The sequence below is a fragment of the Polaribacter porphyrae genome, from assembly GCF_002954685.1.
Taxonomy (GTDB): domain Bacteria; phylum Bacteroidota; class Bacteroidia; order Flavobacteriales; family Flavobacteriaceae; genus Polaribacter; species Polaribacter porphyrae.
Genome location: NZ_MSCN01000001.1, coordinates 2,835,591 through 2,855,056, shown reverse-complemented (window position 1 = coordinate 2,855,056; position 19,466 = coordinate 2,835,591). Strand labels below are relative to the sequence as shown.

Genomic DNA, 19,466 nt, shown 5'->3' with positions numbered 1-19,466 from the left:
ATAAGCTAATCTTGTACTTTGCTAATGCTTGTGTTTATTTTTTGCTTTTCTGTAATTTTTAAAATCTTGTATTCTTTGAGGGCTTGTTTTAAAAGTGAATTTTAAAAATCTTTTATTTGGAAAAATGTCAATAGTATCTTTAACAGCCAGAGGTAATTTATTTTTTAGTGTAGTTAAAATAGCTCGTTTTTTTGCATCTCTTTTAGCATCATCTATCAAAAATTCATAAAAACGATAAGGTTTTGTAAAACCTAATTCGTTTCCCAGTTTTTTTGCTGTTAACTCATTTTCCCAAATATAATACCCTATTTTTTTCCATTGATAGGTAATTCTACTGCCAGCAATTCTAGATCCATGAAAACTTTTTAACTCATACGTTAAAATAACAGAAAGAGAGTCTCTGTACGTTTTAATTCTTTTTGGGTAATAATTGTATTTTTTTACAGCCTTATTAAAAGTTGTGCTATCTATTTTGATTTTAAAGTTACTATCTAAATATTGATATTTCTTTTTTAGAAAATCAATCTTAACAAAGCTGTCTATTTCTTTTTTACTCTTTGCTCTCGCTTTTAGTAGGTCAGCTCTATTTTTTTTTGTTTGCGAAAATGACACTGCAAAAACCTGCAGTGCCATTATAAATATTAATAGTTTTGTTTTTTTGATAATCATAAAAATTATTCGACAACTATTTTTTGAGTTTTAGTTATAGTTTCACTAGACAACTTTAGTAAATACACACCAGAATTTAAGGAATGTTTAATTGTATTGTCTACTAAATCTCCTTTTAATACTGAACGTCCACTCAAATCTGAAATATCAAAAGCTATTTTAGAGCTTAAATTGTGTGAGATGTTTATCGTGTTTTTTGAAGGGTTTGGGTAAATAGAAACTCCATCAAAATTTACTTTTTCTATAGATAATGTTGCTGGGTCTAAAGTGTATAATTCATTTCCTGTGGTTCCATCATCACCTTCAAAATATAATTTATTGTTATAAACTACCACTTCATCTATATCTTTAATTGTATTGGTAATCAATTGGGTAGTTACACCATCAGTTCTATATAAGTGTCCTGAAGTTGTAGTAGCTTCTTCTCCTCTATAATATACATAACCATCATATATTGCATAATCTGATGGATCGTGGTTTTGAGAGTTTCCTGTAAAATTTGTAATATTTGTAAGTGCATCTGTAGTTGGGTTATACACAAATAAATTATCTCCTCCACTATCACCATTCGAATCATCTGCAACATCTCCTTCAAATAATATTTTACCATCAAAAGCAAATAATTCTCTAGTACCTTTAAGAATATCTGCTGCTGCAATTGCTACTGTTCCATTTTCGGTTCCATCAGTTTTCCAGAGTTTATCCATAGCTTCAAAATACAATTCATTTCCTATTACAGTAAAATTGCTTATACCTGAATTATTTGGGTCATAATCAGTAGGGTTTGATCCAGATTCTAAAGTTGCACCTGGGTTTATATCTTTTATTAATTGAAAATTACCTGTACCAGGATCAAAGCTATAAAGCTCAAGACCAACATTGTTTTGAGCAGCAGTTTGATCTGTTAAGGAGTTTGTATTGTCAGAAGTTAATGACATGTATAAATAGAACTTTCCATTAAAAAGTGTATAATTTGCACCTAAAATGTTTTCTGCTCCAGTACCTGCAACTCTCATAGCTGTTGTTCCATCAAATTGATATAAACCATTAGAATCTGAAGTGTTGATGTAATAAATAATATCATTAAATAAAATAGAATTAAATATAAATCCATCACCTGTTGCAGTTGTGTTAGCTGCTGTACCATCAGAAGAGAATAAAACGTTACCTGCACCAGTTTCATTAGCAGAAAAATACATTTTTCCTTTATATTCAAAGAAAAATGCAGGAGAAGAACTACTAGAACCAGTTCTTAAATCTTTTAATAAAACAGTTCCATTTTCTGTACCATCAGTAACCCAAAGTTCTTTTCCTAAATCTGCATTTCCTGGCGAGTTAGAACCGCTAGAATCGTCTGCAGCAAAATATAATTTCCCATCAAAAACAAAAAGGTTTGCTGGGCTAGAACTTGAAGTTCCTGAATCGTTAATTTCTTTTAGCTTAGTTACTTGAGCAGTTAGAGAAAATGATAGGAATAATATTCCTGTTAAAAGTAGTTTTTTTATCATAATAAGAGTTTTTTGCGTTCATGGTGCAATATAAAAAAAAGAAGTTTTAGGATGTGTGTGTTATGTGATTTTTATAGATTATTGATTTTTATTGTTAATATTTCAATAATTTCTATATTTGACTTATGTTTTTTTTATTTTCCTCTTTCCCAGATTTTAACATATACGGTACACCTTTATTAATTTTAGTAGTTCAGGGACTAATTTTTGTAGGATTGTTGTTTGGGAGATACATCAAAAAAAAGAATATTTCTGATTTATTATTAGCTATAATTTTATTGATTGTTTGCTACCAACAAACTTGCTATACTGTTGGTTTTATGGGATGGTATAATGTATTTCGAAACACAAAAATCAATTATTTCTTAATACCAATGGGATTAGCAATTGCCCCATTAATTTACTTTTATGTAAAAGCAATTACGACTTCTAATTATACATTTATTAAAAAAGATTGGTTACATTTTATTCCTGCAATTTCTCTTATTTTATTTCGATTCAGTATTTATTTTTATGACAGTTTGCAACCCGGTTTTCATGATACTCAAAATGGAATTCTAAAACTTTCTGTTGATGAGCCAATTGTGCAACCACTTTTAGTTTTTGTAAGTTTTGCACAAATGCTATTGTATTTAGCATTTACTTTTCAACTTTTTTATAATTATAGAAAACGTATTAAAGAATATTTTTCGAATACTTATAAGTTAGAATTAAATTGGATTTTGAGTTTTCTTATCGCTTTTACAGCTTTATTTTTGTACAGTTCTTTGCAAGATATTATTGGAAGTTTAATTATAGATTTGAATTATACTCAACGTTGGTGGTTAAATATTTTTATGGCGCTTGTGGTTTTGTTTGTTGGGATAAAAGGCTATTTTACAGATACAACAAAACTAAATAAAATCTCTTTTAGCTTTTCTCCTAATCCAGAAAGTATTCCAGAAATACAGAAGGATAAAAAAGAAAAAGTTGCAAATACTGATATTAAAAAGGTTGCAAATTTTATGAAATCTGAAAAACCATATCTAAATCCTGACCTAAATTTATCAGATTTAGCAAAAGATTTGAAAATGAGTCGTGCTGAATTAAGTCAAATCATAAATTCTGGTTTCAACAAAAATTTTAATGATTTTATTAATGAATATCGGGTAAACACCTTTAAAGACAAATTAGAAGCTGGTGAACATAAACAACTATCTTTGCTAGGTATAGCTTACGATTGTGGTTTTAATAGCAAAGCTACTTTTAATCGTGTTTTTAAGAAAATTACGCATTCTTCTCCATCAGAATTTTTGAACTCTCAAGCAAAATAAGACGTCTCAAATCGTATGTAAGACCTTATAATACATTGTAAGTCGTGTAAAATTGAGATTTGTTCCAACTTTGTCTCATCAAATTAACAGAACAAATATCTCATTTATGAAAACTCGTATTATAAACATTTCTAAATTCATTATTACTCCTGTAACTCAAAAAAGTTGGTTTGCAGATCTACTATTTACTATACCAAGGTTTGTATGTGGAATGTTATTAACGGTAAGTTTTGGATCAGACAAATTTGGATTGCCTTGGTCTTCTACTGCTAATTTAGGCTTCTTTGAAGTTGCAGCTTGGTTTCCAAAAGATGTGGCTGAATATGGTGGAATTTTTGCGTTATTCCCATTTTTCTTTGCTTGGTCTGGTGCTTTTGCTGAAGCTGTTGGAGGCTTATTGTTAGCCATAGGTTTTAAAACAAGAATTGCATCTTTCTTAATTATGTGTACAATGTTAGTAGCTATTTTTCTGCAAAAATGGAACCAAGGAATGTGGTCTATGTTACCAGCAATGGGCTTTTTATGGGTATCAATTTATCATTTGTATTTAGGTTCTGGACGCTTTGGAATCGATTATCTCATCTCAAAAAAAATCAATAAACAATAAATCAAAAATTATGAAAACAATTATAACACTACTAATAAGTCTTTCTGTTTTATTAAACTTAAAGGCACAGGATACCATAACAATTTCTGATTTTGAAGTGCTAAACAATTCAAATTGGAAAGGAACTTTAATGTATAAAAATTATAGTGATGAAAAGGAAGTTACTTTAGAAACCACGATGAAAATCACGTTAAAAAGTAATAAAGTTATTAATGAAATTAAATTTCCTAAAGAACCGAAAGCAAACTCTAAAAGCAGCATAAAAATCAGAAAAAATGGAACTTATTTTGGTAATGAAAAGATTATATCAAAAGAAATATTAGCAGATGGTTTTACAAAAATAATCACTTATTATAAAGGAAAAGACAATAACAAAAAAGCAAAAATGTACAAAACTTACCTATTTAATAGTAATTCATTTTCGATTACAAAACTGGTTGAATATTTAGATTCTGGAGAAAAAATCATCAGAAACAAACAAACTTATAAACGCATTTAATACTAGAACCATGAAAAAATTAATACTATTATTTACACTAATACTTGTACTCTTTACAAGCTGTGTGCAAGAAGAATTTGAAAAGAAAGTAACTTTTATAGTAGACACAAATGGTATTGAAAATATTACTTCTTTAGGAATTAGAGGAAACTTTTTACCAAATCAATGGCGAGAAACTGTGCCTTTAAAAGATGATGATAATGATGGTGTTTATGAAATCACTTTTAATGAAAAAACAGCTGTGTATGGCATTAGCTTTAAGTTTGTACAGAATGGATTTGACTATGAACTAAAAAATGAAGAAAACAGGCAAATTGTATTTGAATACAAACCAGAAACCATTGTTTATAAAACAAAATTTAATAACTCAAAATCAGAAATCACAAGAAAATAACACATTATGAAAAAAATCATCATTATTGCTTTATTGGTAAGCTCATCAATAATTGCACAAACAAAAGGAAATGAAACCATTGAAACTAGAAGTTTTTCAATTGATAATCTTACTAATTTACACATCAGTTTGTATGCAAAAATTACAATTGATCAATCTTTAAAAGAAGGAATGACAATTACTACTGATGCAAATTTATTTGATAAAATTGAAACGTCTGTTGAAGATGGAAAATTAGATTTAAATCAAAAAGAATGGATTCAACCTTCCAAAAAAATGGTTATTACTATTAGTGCACCAAATTTAAAACGTATTGAAAAAGGAACGCACGAAACCTTAATTCTTAAAAACTTAAATGCTGAATATCTAAACTTAATGGCTCATTTAGGAAAAATTGTAGCTTCTGGTAACGTAGAACAATTGAATTTAGGTATCGAAAACGGAACAATTGATGCCTCTAAAACCATTGCAGAAAATGTACGAGTTAACATTTGGGGTTATGGAAAAGCAAAAGTATTTGCAGAGAATGAAATTTATTCTATTATTAAAAATGATGGGAGATTAGAATTGGTAAACACACCTGAAAGTTTAAAAGGTGACACTAAAAAAGCTCTTAAAAAAAATAAAAAACTAGCAAAAAATAATATCAGTTGGATTAGCTTTAAAATCAAGAATAATTCTTGGAATAGAAATAACTTTTTTGTGGTTGGTCCCAAGCAAAATGGCAGTAAATTCAGTTATGGGTTTCCTATGATGCCTGGTGCAAAAAGAAATGAAAAATGGAGTATTGGTTCAAAAATATACAAGGTAAATAAGCTAGGTTTAAGAAAATTATTGGTAGAAATTAAAGCAGAAGACGAAGGAAAAGTAGTTGATTTATTCTAATATAACTTTAAAAATAAAATATAAATAATGAAAAAAATAGTTACACTTATTAAAAAAATCAACACCAATTTGCTAGTTGCCTCTAGTGCTGTTTTCATCAGTTTTTGTGCACTTTTTATCTCTGTACAAGAAATGAAAATTATGAGAGTGCAACAAAAAGCAAGTATGTATCCTTATTTAACTTTAGGTTGGGTGTATAATAGCGAGGGTTTTGGTGTTGAACTTAAAAATAGTGGAAATGGTTTGGCCAAAATAAACTCTTATAAAGTGTTTAATGATAGTGTATATTTTAAAGAGTGGTTGCAAGTAATTAAAACCTATATGCCAGAATCTAATGAAATTGGTTACGGAAATATTACAACTGCTGGGAATATCAGAAATTTAATGATTAGCCCTAATGAAACCAAAAAACTGATTTTTATCAATTGGAATGATGAAACAAGAATGTTGCACTCTCGTTTAGAAAATTTAGAAATAAGTGTTTCTTACGAATCTTTATTAGACGAACATTGGATTATTAAGGATGGTATTCCTGTTGAAATTGAATCAAAAAATAAAATTAAGATAGTTGAAGAATTTGGAATTTAGTTTCATAATTTTTAAAAAAATCAGCTTTAGATGTTAAATCAGCCATATCCAGTTCATAAGAACTTAAAAGTTCATTTTTTAATTGCTGTGTTTTTATCCTTTTGGATATTTATCTTTTTATTTTTTGCAGAACCTTTTAAAATTGATCGTTTTTCAACTATTAAAAAGTTGTGGGCGTTGCCAATTTATGGACTTATACAATGCATATGCTATTGCATACCTTTATGGTATCAGAAAAAAGTTTTGAAAAATAATTCTTATTGGAAATTAAAAAACGAAATCTTTTTCTTTCTTTTAGTGAGTGGTTTGGCTATTGTACTCAATTATATATTTTATCGTTTTTTTGTTACAGCACATGTAAATACATATTCTTTTTTTGAGCAAGTAACTATACAACTTTTACCTGCATTATCTTTTGTTTTACCTATTCTTATATTGAGTAGATGTGTTTTAGGAAAATTATCTGAAAATCAAGATAAAACACCAAAATTTATACTTAAAGGTAAGGCTAAAAATGATTTTTTGAAACTAAACTTTCAAGAGCTTCTCTTTATAAAGTCTTCTGACAATTATGTTGAAGTTTATTATTTAGATTTTCAAGAGCCTAGCAAAAAAATAATAAGAGTAAAACTATCTGATATAGAAAAACAATATCCAATTCTTTTAAAAACACACAGATCTTATTTGATAAACCCTATTTATTTTAAAAGTTTCGAAAATAAAAACAACAAACTTTTTATTATGTTAAACAAAGGTTTTTCTATTCCAGTTTCAAGAAGTAGGGTTAGCAAGGTAAAACAAGAACTTACTTTTTAAACATTTACAGTTTACCACATATTTAGACCTTTTACCACATTTTTATTTTTTAATTGCTAGTAATAAAGAGAACTATTATTTTTCGAATAAAAAATGAAATTAAAAATTACTTGGCAATATAGTCTTGCTTTTTTAAGTCTGCTTTTTTTATTGCACGAAGCTCATGAAATTATTCACACATCTATTGGAAGAATTATATGTGGTTGTTGGGGAATAAGAGACTTTAATCTTTGGGCTTTATGTACTGGTTGTGCTTCAGATAATCCAATATCAATTTTTTCTACAATAGCAGGCCCTTTTTTTACTTATATAGTTTTATGGTATGGGACTAAATTATTAATAAAAGAAGATTTGGATAAAAAAACACTTGGATTTACATTAATCTTTGCTTCTATGCCATTTGCGAGAATTTTAACAGCTACACTTAATTCAGGAGATGAGGTTAATGCATTGACTAAACTAACTAATCAACCAATATTAAGTTGGGTTATTTCATTAATAATAATTTTGCTTATATGTTATATTCCATTGAAAAAAGCATATGAATTTATCAATAATAAATACAAACTCCTATGGTTCTTAAGCTTTCTGGTTTTACCTGTCATTTTTGATATACTTGTGGTTTTGGTTATAATGAATGGTTTATTAAAAAACGGAATTCTAAATGAATATTGGATTTTGGGCTCACCAAAACTCGTCTCTTTTTGGACATTATCAATTCTAATTTTAACAATACTCACTTATAAATATATCAATCAATTAACTAATCAAAACACCAAAAAATGAATCGAATTTTCTTAAAAATATTAATTATTTGTACCTCCCTTGTCATAGCTTCTTGTTCAAAAGATTTGACAAAAAATGAAAAACATAATGAATTTGAGAACCATTTAATCCCATCAATTCAAGTAAAAAATGAACTTCGTTTTTATAATATAAATAATAGAATGCAGTATTATGATGTTCCTGGTTTAGCTATTGCAATTATAAAAAAAGGAGAAATTATCTTTTCTAAAGGGTATGGTTTTGCTCAATTAAAAGATAGTGTAAAAGTAAATAATAACACTGTTTTTCAGGCTGGTTCTCTTTCAAAATCAATAACAGCAGTTACAGTAATGAGGTTAGTAGAAAAAGGGATTTTAGATTTAGATACCAATATTGATGAATATTTAAAAACTTGGAAATTTCCTAAAAGTAAATATAGAAATGAAAAACCAATTACCTTAAGAAACCTATTAAGCCACACAGCTGGTGTAAAAAATAATAATCATTTTGGTTTTGCAGAAAATGAAAAATTTCCAACTATAAATGAACTTTTAAACGGCTATAAAAACTACAAAAGAATAAGTATGGATACAATTCCTGGAGCTAGATATAAATATTCTAATACGGGTTATGCTGTTCTAGAAAAAATTATTGAAGATGTTACCAAAAAATCGTTTCAACAAGTTGTAAGTGAAAAGGTTTTTATTCCTTTTGGGATGACAAATAGTAGTGGAGTAACAAGAACTTTTGATAAGGAAGATAAACAAACGAGTTATGCATTTAACAATGAAGGAAAACGATATAAAGAATATTGGTTTAACGCAGCCAACAAAGCAAGTGGTGGAATTTGGACTTCTGCTGAAGATTTGGCTAGATTTATAATTAAATTTCAAAAAATCTTAAAAGGTAAAAATAGTTTTATTTCTAGTGAACTGGCAAATAAAATGTTGGTTCCTGTTAAGGCAAAATATGGATTAGGTTTTGATATAAAGCTAGTAAAAGATTCTACCATTTTTTACCATACAGGGAAAAACAGAGGCTTTACAAATATTATGATGGGCATGCAAGATACCAGCAATGGAATTGTAGTTTTAACAAATGCTGATAATGGAGGGTATCTTTTTATGGAAATTGTAAGAGGAGTTTCTGAATTAAATAACTGGAACTTTTCCAAACCAAAAGTGCTCGAAACCATAACAGTTTCAAAAGAAACTTTAGAAACTTATAAGGGTGTTTATAAAGCTACAATTGATGGAGATATTTATTCTTTAGAAATAGAATTGGAAGGAAAACATTTAAAATTGATAGATTTAGATCAAGAAGATGTTACTTATCCTTTAAGAGCAGTAACCAAAACAAAATTTAGAGATATTAATGATGGAGAAAAAGTAGATTTTATTACGAATGATAAAGGAGAAATTATGCTTTTATGGGATGAAACTTTCAAGTTTGAAAAACAAAATGTAAACTAAAGAAAACTATAAAATTGTTTAAATCATCAAAAATCAAACTTCAGTTGCACCCAAACAGGTTCTTTTTTTATGGTATTTAAATTTCCAAAAGAAATTCCGAGCAAACGTACAGAGTTCTTAAGTTTTTTTTGATATAAAAGTTCTTTTACAATTGGAAAAAAATCTTGCTTTTTAAAAATAAATCTGCTTATTGTCTTGCTTCTTGTTTGCTGTGTAAAATCAGAATATTTAATTTTTAAAGTAATCGTTTTCCCTTTTGTCTTTGATTTTTCCATACGTCTTTCAATTTCATCAGCAATATCATTAAGTTTATCTAACATAAAAACTTCCGAAGAAATATTTTCTCTAAACGTTCTTTCTGCACCTACAGATTTTCGAATTCTATTTGGTTTTACAGCACTATTATGAATTCCACGAACAATATTATAATAATGTGTTCCTGATTTTCCAAATAAAGAAACCAACTCTTCTAATGATTTTTGCTTTAAATCATTCCCCACAAAAATGCCTAAATTGTACATTTTAGCAGCAGTTACTTTTCCCACACCATAAAATTTGTTTACTGGTAGTTCTTCCAAAAATTGAATAACCTCATCTGGATGAACGGTTTTTTGTCCATTAGGCTTATTGATATCAGAAGCTACTTTTGCAATAAATTTGTTGATGGAAATACCTGCAGAAGCTCTCAAACCTGTTTCATCATAAATGCGTTGTCTTATTTCTTTTGCAATATCATTTGCAGACGGATTTCCTTTTTTGTTTTCAGTAACATCTAAATAAGCTTCATCCAAAGAAAGAGGTTCAACTAAATCTGTATACTCAAAGAAAATATCTCTAATCTTTGAGGAAAGTTCTTTGTATCGTGCAAAATCAGATTTCACAAAAATAATATGAGGACATTTTTGTTTCGCCAACACATTACTCATTGCCGATTTTACTCCGTATTTTCGAGCTTCATAACTTGCTGCAGAAACAACCCCTCTATCTCCTCCACTTCCTACTGCAATGGCTTTACCTCGCAATTCAGGATTGTCTAATTGTGCTACAGAAGCATAATATGCATCCATATCTACATGAATAATTTTACGAAAAGGAGGCTGGAGTTCCATTTTTCGAATTTACGAAAAGTTGTTATTTGTCTTTGCAAGTTTACGAAGCAATCTCGTTTAAAAAATACAGATTACTTCAATCGTTTCTCATTCGTAATGACATTTATCCCAAAAAATCAACACAAGTTACAACAACCTCATCCATTTCTTTTGATAACATTTCTTGCTGCCAAGGATGAGAAACATTAAAAACATGATTCGCATTTTTAATAATTTTATATTCGCTTTCAGGATTCCATTTTTTAAGATTTTCAGCTTCATTGATGAATACTGAAGTATCATCATCTCCGTGAATTATTAAATGTGGAATTTCTAAATTCTCTGTAGCTTTTTGAATATTTAAACGTTCTTTATTTTGTTTAAAATCTTCATAAAATTGAATAAAATGAGGCATATTTTGTTTGGTTCGTCCATTTGCTACATACTTAACCCCGTTTTTTTTCCATTGTTCTAAATCGCCAATAGTTGATGATCTTTTACCAAAATCACAAACTCCAGCTAACGTAATTACTTTTTTTACTCTTATATCTTCATTCGATTTTAACAATACAATTCCTCCTGCTCTACTGTGTCCTATTAAAAAGATTTTATTAGTATTAGCCTCATTTTTAAAATCAGAGTTTGTAGAAATCCAATTCATAACAGACTCCAGATCATCTAATTCTTTAGTGTAATTGTTATTTCCAAAAGCTTCTAAATCCGGAAAATCTATAGGTTGCTCAACTGTACCCCCATTATGAGAAAAGTTGAATTTGATGAAGAAAAAATCAGCATTTGCAAATGCTTTTGCCATTAAATTCCAAGCACCCCAATCTTTAAAGCCTTTGTATCCGTGACAAAAAATAACCACTTTTTTAGGTTGATGATTTTCTTTGTAAAAGACATCAGTTATAATTGGTTTTTGATGTTTTCCATCAACTATTATATTTTTAAGAATTTTCATTTATAGAATTTATACTACAAATTTAAGGAAAGTAAATAAAGCAAAACCAGCTGTAATAAAACATAAAATTAGATTGATATTTTGGGTCATATTTCCTGTTTTCTGTTGGATTTTTACTGCATATTTTCCATATAAATATAGAATATAAAATGTGCCAAGTACTGCACCAATAACAAAAAGTAAAATTGAAGTGGTTTCGAAGTTCATCAACTTAAAACCCATTAAAAAAGCTGTTACCCCACAGAAAAATGGAATTGCAAACATATTAAAGGTAGATAATATGATTCCTGTAAAAAAAGCATTCTTTGTCTTTTTTGTGAATTTTAGTTGTTTCTTTTCTTTGGTGTTTTTTTGAAAAAAATAGATTGATAATATTAATAAAACTACTATCCCTAGTTTTTCTAAAAATGATAGAAATTCAGGGTTTCTACTAATGTAATCTGTTAGGTAAATAGATAGCTTACTTGAATTAAAACAATCAATGAAACACCTAAACTAAATTTTGTAAACTCTCTTCTATTAGTATCCAATCGTATTTTTAACGCTGTCATGTTCAACACGCTTGGTGGCGTATATCCTAAAAAGGCAAAAAGAAATCCAAAGAAAAAAAGTGAAAACATTCTATTATCTTATAACAATTCTGTCGTAAAATTTTTAAAATGATTACTTATAAAACAAATGAATTAAGTTTCCAATAGCTACAACTCCTGTTAAGCAACCTAAAATAAAATCCATTTTAGAAGCGATATATGTAAGTTTATGTTCAATTCTTTTAGCAACAATTGCATAGATAGCATATAATGTAAATGATCCCATTGTAGAACCAATAGAAAAGTAAAGGGCGTTTATATACGAATATTCAAAATATTCCATTCCTATTAAAATAGAGATAAATGTAAAATAAAAGGGAATAGCCATCATATTTAATAATGACATTGTAATTCCGTGTAAATAAGCTTTCGATTTTGGAATTTCTACATCTTTTTTTTGCTCTTTTGATGAAAAATGTAATCTAAAAAAGTTTATAGAAAGTAAGAGAAGAATTGCTGTACCAATTTTCTGAATTAAAGTAATATATTCTGAATTTTCCATCAAAATACTAGCTAAATATGCTCCAATATTTGCTTGAAAAAACAATATTGTTGCATAACCACCAATTAAATAGTAAGCCGGTTTTTTTCCGTTTCTTAAACTAAACTTTACAACTGTTAAGTTTAAAAAACTAGGAGTTATGCTTCCTAAAGAAGCGATGATAAAACCTGAAAATAGACAAATTAAAAAGTTCATAATATTATTATTCTTGGCAAAGAAACAAAGAAACGCGTCAATTTCTTGACGCGTTCCCTTTTAATACTATAACTATTGATTTTTTTTAAATAATTCCTTGAGCTAACATAGCATCAGCAACTTTAACAAAACCTGCAATATTTGCACCCCTTACGTAATCTATCGAACCATCTTCTTGTTTTCCATACTCAACACAAGAATCGTGAATATCTTCCATGATATCTTTTAACCTTCTATCTACTTCTTCTCTAGACCAAGAAATTCTTAATGAATTTTGCGACATTTCTAGGCCAGAAGTTGCAACACCACCTGCATTACTTGCTTTTCCTGGCGCAAATAAAATTTTTGCATTTTGAAAAGCGTGCATTGCATCTGGCGTAGATGGCATATTTGCTCCTTCAGAAACACACATACAACCATTATCTATTAATGTTTTTGCTTCTTCTCCATTCAACTCATTTTGAGTAGCACAAGGCAAAGCAATGTCACATTTTACAGACCAAGGTCTTTCTCCTTTAAAGTATTTACCTGATGGATATTTATCTACATACTCACTAATTCTACCTCTTCTATTATTCTTCAAATCCATTACGAATTCAAGTTTTTCGGTATCAATACCCTCTTCATCATAAATATAACCTCCAGAATCTGATAGAGTTAATACTTTTGCACCTAATTCAATAGCTTTTTCAGCAGCAAATTGTGCTACATTTCCAGATCCAGAAATTACTACAGTTTTCCCTTCAAAAGAATCGTCTTTAGTTTTTAGCATATTTTCAGCAAAATACACTGTTCCATAACCTGTTGCTTCAGGTCTAATTAAAGAACCTCCCCAAGATTGCCCTTTTCCTGTTAGTACACCAGTAAAAGTGTTTTGTAGTTTTTTGTACATTCCAAACATAAAGCCAATTTCTCTTGCACCAACACCAATATCTCCAGCAGGTACATCTGTATTATGACCAATATGTCTAAACAACTCAGTCATAAAAGCATGGCAAAAACGCATAATCTCATTGTCTGATTTTCCTTTTGGGTCAAAATCAGAACCTCCTTTTCCACCACCCATAGGCAATGTTGTTAAAGAGTTTTTAAAGACTTGTTCAAAAGCTAAAAACTTTAAAATACTTGCATTTACAGATTTATGAAAACGCAAACCTCCTTTGTATGGTCCAATTGCAGAATTCATTTGAACTCTATAGCCTCTATTTACTTGAATTTCTCCATCGTCATCAACCCAAGAAACACGAAAAGAAATTAATCTTTCTGGCTCTACCATCCTTAAAAGGATATTTTTTCCATGATAAATATCATTTTGAATGATATAAGGGATTACATTTTCTGCTACTTCTTGTACAGCCTGTAAAAATTCTGGTTCATGTCCATTTCTTTGTTTAACCAAGTCCATAAAACCATCAATTTTTGATTTGATATTTTCCTCCATAATTTTTTATGAGATTAATAAAATTTTAACGCAACAAAGATAGTTAATTTTCAATATGATAAAATAAAAAAGTTTTCTTAAAAATTATTCAATGTATTGATTTCAATCGATTTCGCTTCCTATTGTTGTTTTCTTATAAAATACAATCTAAAACTCTTTAAAAAAGTTTAAATTTGTACTCTAATTTTATTTTAAAATGTTAGATAAAGTAAAGGAATTGATTGGTGAAGTAGATGCTTTTAAAGCCACAACAAAAGATGAGGTTGAAGCATTCAGAATTAAATATTTAGGTAGCAAAGGCTTACTAAAAGACTTATTTTCTGAATTTAAAAATGTTGATGCTGAATTACGTAAAGATTTTGGGCAAGCACTAAACAATTTAAAAAAATCTGCTGAAGAAAAAGTTACTGTATTAAATGATGCTTTAGAAAACGCTGTTGAAGAAAAAGGAGTTTATGGCGATTTAACTAGGCCTTCTGAACCCATAGAATTAGGTTCACGTCATCCAATTTCATTGGTAAAAAATCAAATTATTGAAGTTTTTAATAGAATTGGTTTTACGGTTTCTGATGGGCCTGAAATTGAAGACGATTGGCATAATTTTACTGCTTTAAATTTACCTGAATATCATCCTGCAAGAGACATGCAAGACACGTTCTTTATTGAGCAAAATCCAGATATTCTATTACGTACACACACTTCTTCTGTGCAAGTACGTTATATGGAAAAAAATGAGCCGCCAATAAGAACAATTTCTCCAGGAAGAGTTTTTAGAAACGAAGATATTTCTGCTAGAGCACATTGTATTTTTCATCAAGTCGAAGGTTTATATATAGATACTGACGTTTCTTTTGCAGATTTAAAACAAACCCTTTTATACTTTACAAAAGAGATGTTTGGGAAGTCTAAAATTCGTTTACGCCCTTCTTATTTCCCATTTACAGAACCAAGTGCAGAAGTAGATATTTACTGGGGATTAGAAACTGAAACCGATTATAGAATTACAAAAGGTACTGGTTGGTTAGAGATTATGGGTTGTGGTATGGTAGATCCTAATGTTTTGAAAAACTGTAATATAGACCCTACAAAATATTCTGGTTACGCTTTTGGAATGGGTATAGAGCGTATTGCAATGTTGTTATATCAAATTCCTGATATCAGAATGTTTTATGAGAATGACAAACGATTTTTAGAGCAGTTTAAATCTGTTATTTAAAAAATCCATCCTAACCTTTCAAAAGGGAAGGAATTCCAATCTTTGTGGTAAAAGAGTATGAACAAGAAATTTGTTTTTTTTGGAATAATATTATTAATTTTAATATTCTGTTTCCTTAAATATGGGCGTAAAATTTATTCCCCTATTGTAACAAAAATAAAAGGTAAAGAGACTGTAAACTCGATTGTAAAAAAATACAATTCTTCAGTTAATGAAAGAATAATGCCTTATTTGTCAAGAGTTGGATTAGATACTTATCCTGAAAAAATAGTTTTATTAATTTTTAAAGAAGAGCAAAAATTAGAACTTTTGGGACAAAAAAATGATATTTTTCAAAAAGTTAAAACGTACGGTTTTACTAGTTTTAGTGGAACTATTGGACCAAAATTAAAAGAAGGGGATAAACAAATTCCTGAAGGCATTTATAAAATCGAATTTCTAAACCCAAATAGCTCTTATCACCTTTCTTTAAAAGTAAATTACCCAAACAAGTTTGATAAAAAGAAAGCTAAAGAAACTGGAAGAACAAATTTAGGTAGTGATATTTTTATTCACGGAAAAAAAGTAACTGTTGGCTGTATTCCTGTTGGAGATGAAGCTATTGAAGAAATTTTTATTCTTTCAAAATTTGCTTTCAATCAAGAAATAAAAGTAATTATCGCTCCAAGAGATTTTAGAAAAAATAATGTTTTCCCAAATATTAAAAACATTTCTTGGGAGAAAGAGTTATATCAAAATATATTCGAAGAATTAAAGAAGTATCAATAAATTCAGCAAAAGTGAAAAAAGACATCAAAATACCAGAAGTTACAAACGTAGAAATGGCTGTAGTTTATGAGTATAATGCTATTTATAAAACTGATGATTGGAATGTTTATATCATCAACAATAAAGAGATAGGTTTAGAAATGATGGTCATTGTTTCACAAGGTTTTTCTAAAACAAAAACCACTTCTTTACTGCGTAAAAAATTAGAAAAACTACCTGCCAATTCATTTGCTAAAATTGAATTGATTCAACCTGAATTATTCAAATTAAACAACCGTTTTCAAGTTACTTTTTTTACAGGAAACACCTTGTTTGAAAAAACATTTATTTTTGAAGCAAATTCTGTTAAAGAAGGTGCTTTGCGAATGATTCCTGAAATTAAAAAACGTGGGGTTTTGGCAAAATAACATAATTTTCAAATTGTAATTTCATAATTGTCTTCTACAATTTCAACCTTATGGACAAATCTTCTTTTATTTATTCTCAAATACACTCTACTTTGTTAAAATTGTTTTAAAAAGGTAATTTTACTAATAAATTGTCTATTCTGAATTCTTGGGTTAAACTGATCTTCATCTATATCATTAAACACCAAATAAATAAAAGACAAAGGTTGATATTCCCAGCTCAATCTTAAATTCAAACGTCCTTGCTTATCAAAACTATTAAATTGATAAAAACTATTGAATTGTAATCTAGGATTTAATGCCAATCTTAAATTAGCTGAATATAAATCTGTCTTTAAATCTTCTTTTTGAATACCAAGACTTTTAATATTATTATGTTCGTAATTTGCTGATAAAGATATATTTGGTAATGGTGCATATCGTAAATTACCTGTAAAAGTATTTCGATTTCCGTTATAAAAACTACCAAAATCAAACCTTGTTCCTCCTGAAAGTTTTTTAGATTGATCTGTATTGTATCGTAATAAATAGCGTGTATAACTGTAATTATCTTCTTCTATATTTATCCCTAAAGGAGAAAAATTAAAATTGATATTTTGCCAAGTTGGAGTAAATGAGGCTTCAAAAAAACTATTGTCCTTAAACCACATAAAAATTGGAAAAATATACAAATTTGCTTGTTGAAAGTTTCCAAAATCTTTTAAATCGTGATAATAATTTAAGAAAACTCCTGGATCCCATCTTCTAATAAAAGGTAGTTTTTTTGGTCTTAAGATAGCATAACCTCCTGGACTGTGATACATCACATCTTTCTGAAATACAAACCCCATATCTGGAGCATAAGTATCACTTACAAAAGAATTTACATAACCCATATAATAATCATTGGTACGTTTGCCTGTAAAAATTCGTCCTGAATATCCTAATCCATTAGTCTCACTATCTATTGATGTTGATAATAAATACGAAACTGAAACTTCTGGTGTTGGTCTTATAAAACCATCAACAGTAATGGTTGTATTATTTTTATTTTTGATGTTTAATGGATTAAAACTATCATCTATTCTATGCGTAATCATAGCTCCAAAATTATTTTCTTTACCATAGTTTTGCGTATATCTTGCCACTCCAAAAGTGCTTCCTCCAGCTTCGTCTGTAGCTCCTTGCCTTACTGCTAGAGCACCAATAGTTCTGTTTTCATCTCTTTGTGTATATCTTGTACCAAAATCTAAAGGTGCAGGTTGTGCATTAAAGCTATTGTCTAAACCAATAGTTCTGCTAAAAAAAGGCTTTATTTGAAAGTTGGAGCTTCCTGCCCAAATTCCTGAATTTTCCAGAAAAAACTGTCTTCTTTCTGGGAAGAAAATATTAAATCGTTCTAAATTATTAACAGCTCTGTCTACATCTGCTTGTGCAAAATCTGTATTAATGGTAACATCTACTACTGTTTTAGGGTTGATGACCCATTTTACATCTCCCCCTATTTTTGGTTCACTAATTTTATTTGTAGTGCTATTTCCAACTTTTGTATCATCATATTGATACAAAGCATAAGGTTCTACTCTAATATTTGCTGATGGAGGAGGCAATTCTAAACCTGTTAATTTTGCAGCATACACCATTCTGTTTTGAGAAAATGATTGCGGAATTGCAGGAAAAACTGTTTTTTCAAAGTCTTTTCTTGCCAACCTGTAAAATGTAATTCCCCAAGAAATTGGTTTACCTTTTTGAGGTTTATCATAACGTATGGATTTGAACGGAATTGCAAATTCTGCATAATAGCCTTGATTAGTTCTTGTAGTTCTTACATTCCAAAGAGCATTCCAATTGGTATCTCTATTTCTATCATTAAAACTCTGTAAATCTAATTGATTTCCAAAGGGAGTTGTTTGAAAAGAAACAGCATATTGCTTGGTGTTTTGTGCATCAATTTGAATACCAAAAACATCGTTTTCTGTTGTACTGAAATCTCTCCTTAAATCTTGAATTCGAACTCCTTTTTTACCTAAAGAGTCTTTTGCAAAAACCCCAATATAAAGGTTTTTATCATCAAACAGAATACGTACTTCTGTTGGGTTTTTAATATTTCCTCCTTGTACTGGTTCAACTCTAAAAAATTGTGTAATTACTTTTGCATTTTGCCAATCAGATTCGTCTAATTTTCCATCAATTATAATTTTATTATTGGTTTTAGTTGCTTGTATTTCAACTGGATTTTCTGGTGGAGGAAAATTATCAGTTTCTTTTTTTTGTGCATAAATGCATATTGAAAAAGAAAAAAACAATATTTGAATATATTTTTTCTTCATTTTATAAACTTTAAAAAATAATTTTTGAGTGTATTTTTTTATAAGATTTTAAAGTTTATCAAATAAAAAAATAACGAAAGTTTATCTGTTAATTAAACAGATACTTTACTTTGTATTGAACCTTATCTAGATTTATACTCGAAAAAAACTATAAAGTAGGTGGTGGTTTATTAAAAAAGAAAAAAAGGTGATTTTTTCTTACAAAAGGATTTTTGTAACTTAAAGTAATTGTTTTTGAAGTATAAAACTCTTTTGCTGGTTCATTATTATAAGAACTTTTTGCGTAGTCAAAAGTTTGTGTTTTATTAGCATCAACAATTAAAATACATTGCTCACAATTGTCTAAATTATCGTGAGAAAATGAATGAGAAAGAGAATGAGCAACTCCTATCTTAAAAAAAAGAAAGATAAATAAAAGGAAAACACTTTTTATTTTGGTCAACTGACTCACAAATCAAATCTATAAAAAA

At 28.7% G+C, this 19,466-nt stretch carries 21 protein-coding genes; 12 read left to right on the top strand and 9 right to left on the bottom strand.

The window, feature by feature from the left end:
• Positions 1–21: 21 nt before the first annotated feature.
• Both BTO18_RS12860 and BTO18_RS12855 read right to left on the bottom strand, forming a co-directional pair.
• Positions 22–633 carry a hypothetical protein gene (locus tag BTO18_RS12860; RefSeq protein WP_105016607.1) on the bottom strand — a complete coding sequence of 204 codons (612 nt, stop codon included), beginning with the start codon at positions 631–633 and terminating at the stop codon, positions 22–24.
• A 41-nt stretch (positions 634–674) separates the two neighbouring features.
• Positions 675–2,177 (bottom strand): T9SS type A sorting domain-containing protein, encoded by a 1,503-nt coding sequence (locus BTO18_RS12855; protein ID WP_105016606.1) that lies wholly within the window; start codon positions 2,175–2,177, stop codon positions 675–677.
• 125 nt (positions 2,178–2,302) lie between these two features.
• Here BTO18_RS12855 and BTO18_RS12850 point away from each other — a divergent pair, with 125 nt between their 5' ends.
• The 9 genes from BTO18_RS12850 to BTO18_RS12810 all read left to right on the top strand — a co-directional run bounded on the left by BTO18_RS12850 (position 2,303) and on the right by BTO18_RS12810 (position 9,516).
• Entirely contained in the window at positions 2,303–3,490 is a 1,188-nt protein-coding gene (locus BTO18_RS12850) for a helix-turn-helix domain-containing protein (protein ID WP_105016605.1), read from the top strand.
• A gap of 106 nt (positions 3,491–3,596) precedes the next feature.
• Positions 3,597–4,097, top strand: a complete 501-nt coding sequence (locus BTO18_RS12845; protein ID WP_105016604.1) for a DoxX family protein — start codon at positions 3,597–3,599, stop codon at positions 4,095–4,097.
• Positions 4,098–4,107: 10 nt separating this feature from the next.
• Entirely contained in the window at positions 4,108–4,596 is a 489-nt protein-coding gene (locus BTO18_RS12840; protein WP_146106935.1) for a hypothetical protein, read from the top strand.
• 10 nt (positions 4,597–4,606) lie between these two features.
• The gene (locus tag BTO18_RS12835) at positions 4,607–4,990 is read left to right on the top strand and encodes a hypothetical protein (protein ID WP_146106934.1); all 384 of its coding nucleotides are present in this window, start codon (positions 4,607–4,609) and stop codon (positions 4,988–4,990) included.
• A gap of 6 nt (positions 4,991–4,996) precedes the next feature.
• Positions 4,997–5,875, top strand: coding sequence for a GIN domain-containing protein (locus BTO18_RS12830; protein WP_105016601.1), 879 nt, complete (start codon positions 4,997–4,999; stop codon positions 5,873–5,875).
• A 27-nt stretch (positions 5,876–5,902) separates the two neighbouring features.
• A complete protein-coding gene (locus BTO18_RS12825; RefSeq protein ID WP_105016600.1) occupies positions 5,903–6,463 on the top strand; it encodes a hypothetical protein in 561 nt (186 codons plus the stop codon).
• 30 nt (positions 6,464–6,493) lie between these two features.
• Complete coding sequence (locus BTO18_RS12820) at positions 6,494–7,279, top strand: LytTR family DNA-binding domain-containing protein (RefSeq protein ID WP_105016599.1); 786 nt, start codon at positions 6,494–6,496, stop codon at positions 7,277–7,279.
• A 93-nt stretch (positions 7,280–7,372) separates the two neighbouring features.
• On the top strand, positions 7,373–8,065 hold the full coding sequence (locus BTO18_RS12815; protein WP_105016598.1) for a hypothetical protein: 693 nt from the start codon (positions 7,373–7,375) through the stop codon (positions 8,063–8,065).
• A complete protein-coding gene (locus BTO18_RS12810) occupies positions 8,062–9,516 on the top strand; it encodes a serine hydrolase domain-containing protein (protein WP_105016597.1) in 1,455 nt (484 codons plus the stop codon). The genes BTO18_RS12815 and BTO18_RS12810 overlap by 4 nt, the downstream gene beginning before the upstream one ends.
• Positions 9,517–9,542: 26 nt before the next feature.
• On the opposite strand, the gene dinB is transcribed toward BTO18_RS12810, so the two are convergent.
• The 5 genes from dinB to gdhA all read right to left on the bottom strand — a co-directional run bounded on the left by dinB (position 9,543) and on the right by gdhA (position 14,296).
• Complete coding sequence (gene dinB / locus BTO18_RS12805; protein WP_105016596.1) at positions 9,543–10,625, bottom strand: DNA polymerase IV; 1,083 nt, start codon at positions 10,623–10,625, stop codon at positions 9,543–9,545.
• 103 nt (positions 10,626–10,728) lie between these two features.
• Positions 10,729–11,568, bottom strand: a complete 840-nt coding sequence (locus BTO18_RS12800) for an alpha/beta hydrolase family protein (RefSeq protein ID WP_105016595.1) — start codon at positions 11,566–11,568, stop codon at positions 10,729–10,731.
• A gap of 9 nt (positions 11,569–11,577) precedes the next feature.
• Entirely contained in the window at positions 11,578–11,943 is a 366-nt protein-coding gene (locus BTO18_RS12795) for a LysE family transporter (protein ID WP_244905151.1), read from the bottom strand.
• 288 nt (positions 11,944–12,231) lie between these two features.
• The gene (locus tag BTO18_RS12790; RefSeq protein ID WP_105016593.1) at positions 12,232–12,855 is read right to left on the bottom strand and encodes a LysE family translocator; all 624 of its coding nucleotides are present in this window, start codon (positions 12,853–12,855) and stop codon (positions 12,232–12,234) included.
• An 85-nt stretch (positions 12,856–12,940) separates the two neighbouring features.
• On the bottom strand, positions 12,941–14,296 hold the full coding sequence (gdhA, locus tag BTO18_RS12785) for an NADP-specific glutamate dehydrogenase (protein ID WP_262904404.1): 1,356 nt from the start codon (positions 14,294–14,296) through the stop codon (positions 12,941–12,943).
• Positions 14,297–14,492: 196 nt separating this feature from the next.
• Here gdhA and pheS point away from each other — a divergent pair, with 196 nt between their 5' ends.
• The 3 genes from pheS to BTO18_RS12770 are packed head-to-tail and all read left to right on the top strand — an operon-like array spanning position 14,493 to position 16,687.
• Positions 14,493–15,512, top strand: a complete 1,020-nt coding sequence (pheS, locus tag BTO18_RS12780; protein ID WP_105016592.1) for a phenylalanine--tRNA ligase subunit alpha — start codon at positions 14,493–14,495, stop codon at positions 15,510–15,512.
• Between the two features lie 57 nt (positions 15,513–15,569).
• Positions 15,570–16,280, top strand: coding sequence for a L,D-transpeptidase family protein (locus BTO18_RS12775; RefSeq protein ID WP_146106933.1), 711 nt, complete (start codon positions 15,570–15,572; stop codon positions 16,278–16,280).
• 11 nt (positions 16,281–16,291) lie between these two features.
• Positions 16,292–16,687, top strand: a complete 396-nt coding sequence (locus BTO18_RS12770; RefSeq protein ID WP_105017579.1) for a hypothetical protein — start codon at positions 16,292–16,294, stop codon at positions 16,685–16,687.
• Between the two features lie 95 nt (positions 16,688–16,782).
• Here the strand turns inward: BTO18_RS12770 and BTO18_RS12765 are convergent, their stop codons facing one another.
• Entirely contained in the window at positions 16,783–18,996 is a 2,214-nt protein-coding gene (locus tag BTO18_RS12765; RefSeq protein WP_105016591.1) for a DUF5916 domain-containing protein, read from the bottom strand.
• Positions 18,997–19,144: 148 nt separating this feature from the next.
• Positions 19,145–19,447, bottom strand: coding sequence for a hypothetical protein (locus tag BTO18_RS12760; RefSeq protein ID WP_146106932.1), 303 nt, complete (start codon positions 19,445–19,447; stop codon positions 19,145–19,147).
• Positions 19,448–19,466: the final 19 nt, after the last annotated feature.